The 6,500-nt window shown below is 41.7% G+C and carries 6 protein-coding genes and 1 pseudogene; 3 read left to right on the top strand and 4 right to left on the bottom strand.

Features of this window, described 5'->3' with window-relative positions; all coding sequences use genetic code 11:
• Window positions 1-717 (top strand): SIALI-17 repeat-containing surface protein (locus D8837_RS08865; RefSeq protein ID WP_125456827.1); only part of this gene is annotated, 717 nt, incomplete at its 5' end.
• Between the two features lie 204 nt (window positions 718-921).
• Here D8837_RS08865 and D8837_RS08860 read toward each other — a convergent pair.
• From D8837_RS08860 to D8837_RS08845, 4 genes are read right to left on the bottom strand one after another with little or no spacing between them, the layout of a single operon-like run.
• The gene (locus D8837_RS08860) at window positions 922-1,581 is read right to left on the bottom strand and encodes an amino acid ABC transporter permease (RefSeq protein ID WP_000443865.1); all 660 of its coding nucleotides are present in this window, start codon (window positions 1,579-1,581) and stop codon (window positions 922-924) included.
• A gap of 9 nt (window positions 1,582-1,590) precedes the next feature.
• Window positions 1,591-2,268 (bottom strand): amino acid ABC transporter permease, encoded by a 678-nt coding sequence (locus D8837_RS08855; RefSeq protein WP_125456826.1) that lies wholly within the window; start codon window positions 2,266-2,268, stop codon window positions 1,591-1,593.
• Window positions 2,269-2,280: 12 nt separating this feature from the next.
• Window positions 2,281-3,075, bottom strand: coding sequence for a transporter substrate-binding domain-containing protein (locus D8837_RS08850; protein WP_125456825.1), 795 nt, complete (start codon window positions 3,073-3,075; stop codon window positions 2,281-2,283).
• Between the two features lie 10 nt (window positions 3,076-3,085).
• Window positions 3,086-3,844: an amino acid ABC transporter ATP-binding protein gene (locus D8837_RS08845; RefSeq protein WP_125456824.1), complete on the bottom strand. Its 759-nt coding sequence runs from the start codon at window positions 3,842-3,844 to the stop codon at window positions 3,086-3,088.
• A 176-nt stretch (window positions 3,845-4,020) separates the two neighbouring features.
• Between D8837_RS08845 and recJ the strand changes: the two genes are divergently transcribed.
• Entirely contained in the window at window positions 4,021-6,243 is a 2,223-nt protein-coding gene (recJ, locus tag D8837_RS08840; RefSeq protein WP_185755701.1) for a single-stranded-DNA-specific exonuclease RecJ, read from the top strand.
• Between the two features lie 66 nt (window positions 6,244-6,309).
• Window positions 6,310-6,500 (top strand): annotated as a pseudogene (locus D8837_RS08835) (IS3 family transposase); the annotation flags it as partial.

The following is a 6,500-nucleotide window of genomic DNA, read 5'->3' as shown; positions in this document are numbered from 1 at the left end:
GAAGTCCCAGCATTTAACGGAGGGGTATCGCCTAGCGATGCACCGGTTGTTGATATTCCAGAATATCGTGCTCCTTTAAGTATGGTAGGGAATCCGGAAGTGTTAGAAGTCCCAGCATTTAACGGAGGGGTATCGCCTAGTGATGCACCGGTTGTTAATATTCCAGAATATCGTGGTCCTTTAAGTATGGTAGGGAATCCGGAAGTGTTAGAAGTCCCAGCATTTAACGGAGGGGTATCGCCTAGCGATGCACCGGTTGTTGATATTCCAGAATATCGTGCTCCTTTAAGTATGGTAGGGAATCCGGAAGTGTTAGAAGTCCCAGCATTTAACGGAGGGGTATCGCCTAGTGATGCACCGGTTGTTAATATTCCAGAATATCGTGCTCCCTTAAGTATGCTAGGGAATACTGAGAAATTAGATTTTCCTAAATATAAATCCCCAATCAATGGTTTAGATGAATCAGCAGGACAAAAAAGACAAATATATACAGTAAAAGAAAAGGATTTAAAAGTTAAGCCATTAGAACAAAAGCAAGTTGAAAATCAATCAAAAGTTTCTGTAAAAGAAATTTCTAAAGAAGTTGAATTGAAACAAAATGGAAATACTCTACCTAATACGGGAACAGAGAAAAATGAATTGTATCAACTAGTTGGTATTACTATTTTGAGCTTGCTTGGCCTTGTAACAATTAAGTCATCGTTTAAAGAGAAATAAAATTGATAGATATTTTGATAATTTAGAATAGTAATAGAATAGTATTGTAAGATAAGTGTATCCAAAAGTTAGATAGAAAATCTGACTTTTGAGGTGCACTTATATTGTGTGTTCAAGATAAAATAAAAAGCAAACAAAATCAATTTCCTAAATTAGGATTGGTTTGTTTGCTTTTTGTTATTTTGCTCTATTAGTGATGAAAATTTATTCTGCGGCTTGTTGCCAACGTTTTGCTAGCATATGAGACAGGCTAGAAATTGCTAGGTTAAAGCTGAAGTAGATGAGGGCAATCAGAATATAAAGACTGAAGACTTGCTCTGGTTCAAAATAACGGCCCATGAGAATTTGGCTGGCTCCAAAGAGTTCTTGTAGGGCGATAACAGAGTAGAGAAGACTGGTATCCTTAATCACGGTTACAAACTGAGAAATGATGGCTGGCAGCATTTTACGAATGGCTTGTGGGAGAATGATGTAGTAGAGGATTTGGGCTGAAGTAAATCCTTGCGACATTCCCGCTTCGTACTGGCCCTTGTCTACGGCATTGAGACCACCTCGGATAATCTCAGCTAGGGCTGCTGAGGTAAAGAGAGTAAAGGCAGTGATACCTGCTGGAGTGGATTTCATCTTGAACACCAAAAAGATGGTGAAAATCCAGAGAAGATTGGGAACGTTACGTACAAATTCGATGTAAATGCTGGAGATAATGCGTAAGATAGGATTTTTTCCATTTCTCATAACCGCTAGAACTGTACCGATGATAGTAGAGAGGATGATGGCAATCAGAGAAATATAGAGGGTCAAGCCAAATCCTTTAAAGATAAAGACTAGGTTATCTGGGGTCAAAACTTCTAAAATGGATTCCATAGTAACCTCCTAAAGTGAATAGGCTTTTTTGTTGGCTTGCTCCATCTTGCGACCAAACTGGGCAACAGGGAAGCAAAGAGAAAAGTAGAGAAGGGCAGCGCCTAAAAATGCTGGGATGTAATTTCCGTTGAGGGCTGACCAAGACTTGGTCACAAACATCAAGTCCACTCCAGAGATGATAGCAACTGTCGAGGTATTCTTGATGAGGTTGACGATTTGGTTGGTCAAAGGAGGGAGAATGATACGAAAGGCCTGAGGCAAGATAATCAAGCGCATGGCACTGATATAGGTAAAACCTTGCGACAGGGCGGCCTCCATCTGACCGCTAGGAATAGATTGAATCCCTGAACGAATAACCTCAGAGATATAGGCACCGTGATAGAGTCCCACGCAGAGAATAGCCGTCCAATAGATCGGAATCATGATGATATGGTCGCTGATAAGAGGTAGGCCATAAAAAACGATAACAAACTGCACCAAGAGGGGAGTGTTTTGGTAAAATTCTACAAAGATACGAGCTAAAATTCTCAAAATTGGACGTTTGCTGGTTGACATAGCTCCAAAGAAGATGCCCAAGACCATAGCGAGGATAAAGGATCCAATTGCTAGGGCAAGGGTGAAGAGGAAACCATTGAAAAATTGGCCAAAATCCTGAAAATAGGCTGTCCAAGATGATAAATCTGTCATAGGGTGTCCTCCTTAATCTGCAGTATGGCTAGATGGTTTAAGTTTGTAACGGTCATAAAGTTTTTGCAAACTACCATCCTTGCTCCATTTGGTAACCAAGTTATCAAGATAGTCGTTGAGCTCGGTATTTGATTTCTTGGTAACAATACCGTAGTCAGATGGCTTGAAACTATCATCTAGTAGTACTGTGCGTTTGCTGATGTAGCCAGATAGAATCGAGCGGTCAACGGAAAAGGCATCAATACGGTGAGCATGAAGGGAAGTAATCAATTCTGGGTAGGAACCAAGTTCGACGAATTTAAAGGTCAGGCCTTTCTTTTTACCTAGTTCGGTAATCAAGCGTTGGGTAATGGAACCTTGGGCAACTCCGATGGTTTTGCCGTTTAGGTCCTCAATACTTTTGATTTTGGCAGATTTATTGACCAAAAAGCCAGAAGCATCTGTGTAGTAGGGACTGGTAAAGTTATAGAGTTTTTTGCGCTCGTCTGTAATGGTGAAGGTTGCAATATCCATGTCAACCTGTTCATTATCTAGGAGCGGTCCACGAGTTTGCGCTGTAACAGGAACATAGCGAACCTTGACCTTAAGCTCATCAGCGACCATCTTGGCCAAGTCTGTTTCGATACCAGAATAGGTCCCCGTCTTGGGATCTTTGTAGCCAAAATTGGGAACATCTTGTTTCACACCAACAACTAGCTCGCCTCTCTTTTGAATGTCTGCGACACTAGTATCAGCCTGGACTGGTTTTGCAGCAGCAAGGCCGAAAAGGCTAATCAATAATGCTGATAAAAAGAGTTTCTTTTTCATAGGCGCCTCCTTATTTGACTTTATCACTTTCGTGGTTGATAATTTTGCTGAGGAATTGTTGGGCACGTGGTTCGCTTGGATTGTCGAAAAAGTCATCGACATCTGTCGTATCAACCAAAACTTCTCCGTCAGCCATAAAGATGATGCGGTCAGCAACTTCACGGGCAAAGCCCATTTCATGGGTAACGACAATCATATTCATACCCTCGTGGGCTAATTTTTGCATAACTGCTAGAACATCGCCGATGGTTTCAGGGTCAAGAGCAGATGTTGGCTCATCAAAGAGGAGGAGTTCGGGATGCATAGCGAGTCCACGTGCGATGGCAATCCGTTGTTTTTGTCCACCAGAAAGCATGGCTGGATAAGAATCTTTCTTGTCCCACATATTTACAAATTCCAGATATTTTTGAGCTATTTTTTCAGCTTCTTTTTTATCAATTCCTAGAACTTTTATGGGTGCTAGTGTTACGTTTTCTAACACTGTTTTGTGCGGATAGAGGTTAAAATGCTGGAAAACCATGCCGACTTCCTTACGAAGAGGCACCAAATCTTTCTGGCTGGCACCAGCAACTTGGTGGCCATTGACTAGAAGACTTCCCTTGTCGACAGCCTCTAAACCATTGATGGTGCGGATAAGAGTGGATTTCCCGGAACCAGAAGGACCAAGGAGGACAACAACTTGTCCTTTTTCAAAACGGAGATTGATGTCGCGGAGTGCGTGGTAGTCTCCGTAATATTTTTCGACGTGTTCAAATTCTACTAAAGCCATAAGGAATCTCCTTTGTGTTAGATTTTATAACATGATTCTACACCAAAAGAATGGCATTGTCAAATCATATCTGAAAAAATTCACTAAAATTTTATAAAAAAGCAATCTGGATAGAGAAAACGTCTAAATCATGTTATAATGAAGCAATAGAATTCTTAGAAAGAGTGGATGTCTTTTTGATAACTCCTACTTATGAATGGCAGTTTGCCCCGCAGGTAGAAGATGCGGATTTTACAAAAATAGCCAAGAAGGCTGGACTGGGTCCTGAAGTAGCTCGCTTATTGTTTGAGAGAGGGATTCAGAACCAAGAAAGTCTAAAGAAGTTTTTAGAACCTTCCCTGGAGGACTTGCACGATCCTTATCTGCTTCATGATATGGACAAGGCAGTGGCTCGTATTCGTCAGGCCATTGAAGAAGGGGAAAATATTCTCGTCTATGGAGACTATGATGCGGATGGCATGACTTCAGCTTCTATTGTTAAGGAAAGTTTGGAACAGCTTGGTGCTGAGTGCCGTGTTTATTTGCCAAATCGTTTTACTGATGGCTATGGACCTAATGCCAGTGTCTATAAATACTTTATTGAGCAAGAAGGAATTTCCTTGATTGTGACGGTGGATAATGGGGTTGCAGGTCACGAGGCTATTGAACTAGCCCAGTCTATGGGAGTGGATGTCATTGTGACTGACCATCATTCCATGCCTGAAACCCTACCTGATGCCTATGCGATTGTCCATCCTGAACATCCAGATGCGGATTATCCTTTCAAATATTTGGCTGGTTGTGGAGTGGCTTTCAAGTTGGCTTGTGCCCTGTTAGAAGAAGTGCAAGTGGAATTGCTTGATTTGGTCGCTATTGGTACCATTGCAGATATGGTCAGTTTGACAGATGAGAACCGTATCTTGGTTCAGTATGGTCTGGAAATGTTGGGACATACTCAGCGCATTGGTTTACAAGAAATGCTGGACATGGCTGGGATTGGCGCCAACGAAGTAACAGAAGAAACGGTTGGTTTCCAGATTGCCCCTCGTTTGAATGCCTTAGGCCGCTTGGACGATCCCAATCCCGCCATTGATTTGTTGACTGGATTTGACGACGAGGAAGCGCATGAGATTGCCCTCATGATTCATCAGAAGAACGAAGAGCGCAAGGAAATTGTCCAGTCAATTTATGAAGAAGCCAAGACCATGGTGGATCCTGAGAAGAAGGTCCAAGTCTTGGCCAAGGAAGGCTGGAATCCGGGTGTTCTAGGTATCGTGGCTGGTCGTTTGTTGGAAGAACTAGGGCAGACAGTCATCGTTCTTAATATAGAAGACGGTCGTGCCAAGGGCAGTGCTCGTAGTGTTGAAGCAGTCGATATTTTTGAAGCTCTAGATCCCCATCGCGACCTCTTCATCGCATTCGGTGGTCATGCTGGCGCAGCAGGAATGACGCTAGAAGTGGAGAAATTTTCAGATTTATCTCATGTCTTGGAAGATTATGTCCGTGAAAAAGGTGCAGATGCTGCTGGCAAGAACAAGTTAAATCTAGATGAAGAACTGGATTTGGAGACACTTAGCTTGGAAACGGTCAAAAGTTTTGAACGTTTGGCACCTTTTGGCATGGACAATCAGAAACCTATCTTTTATATAAAGGATTTTCAGGTCGAAAGTGCCCGTACTATGGGGGCAGGCAATGCTCATCTCAAGTTGAAAATTTCTAAGGGTGAGGCGAGTTTTGAAGTGGTGGCCTTCGGTCAAGGTAGATGGGCAACAGAATTTGCTCAAACCAAGAATCTAGAGCTGGCAGTCAAATTGTCTGTCAACCAATGGAATGGCCAAACTGCCCTGCAGTTGATGATGGTGGATGCGCGTGTGGAGGGTGTTCAACTTTTTAACATCCGTGGGAAGAATGCAGTCTTGCCAGAAGGAGTTCCAGTCTTGGATTTTGTTGGAGGAGTGCCTGATTTAGCGACTAGTGACGCGGTTGTCGTGAAAACCATACCTGAGGATATTACTCAGCTGAAGACCATTTTTCAGGAACAGAATTTCTCTGCTGTCTATTTCAAAAATGATATTGACAAGGCCTACTATCTGACAGGCTATGGGACTAGAGAGCAGTTTGCTAAATTGTACAAGACTATCTACCAGTTTCCAGAGTTTGATATTCGCTATAAGCTGAAAGATTTGGCAGCTTATCTTAATATTCAGCAAATCTTGCTGGTCAAAATGATTCAAGTATTTGAAGAATTAGGTTTTGTGACAATCAAAGATGGCGTTATGACAGTGAATAAAGAGGCTGAAAAGCGTGATATAGCTGAGAGTCAGATTTACCAAAATCTTAAACAAACCGTCAAAGACCAAGAAATGATGGCGCTGGGTACCGTGCAAGAAATTTATGACTTTTTAATGGAAAAAGAGTAGATCATAGGAATGAACTGCACCCCAAAAGTTAGACAGAAAAAATCTAACTTTTGGGGTGTTTTTATTATGAAATTAACTTATGATGATAAAGTTCAGATCTATAAACTTAGAAAACAAGGATATAGCATAGAGAAGCTTTCAAATAAATTTGGGATAAACAATTCTAATCTTAGGTACATGATTAAATTGATTGATCGTTACGGAATGGAGTTCGTCAAAAAAGGAAAGAATTGTTACTATTCACCTGAACTAAAACA

The sequence above is a fragment of the Streptococcus mitis genome, from assembly GCF_003942965.1.
GTDB classification, from domain to species: domain Bacteria; phylum Bacillota; class Bacilli; order Lactobacillales; family Streptococcaceae; genus Streptococcus; species Streptococcus mitis_BH.
This window is presented reverse-complemented; position numbering and strand designations above follow the sequence as displayed.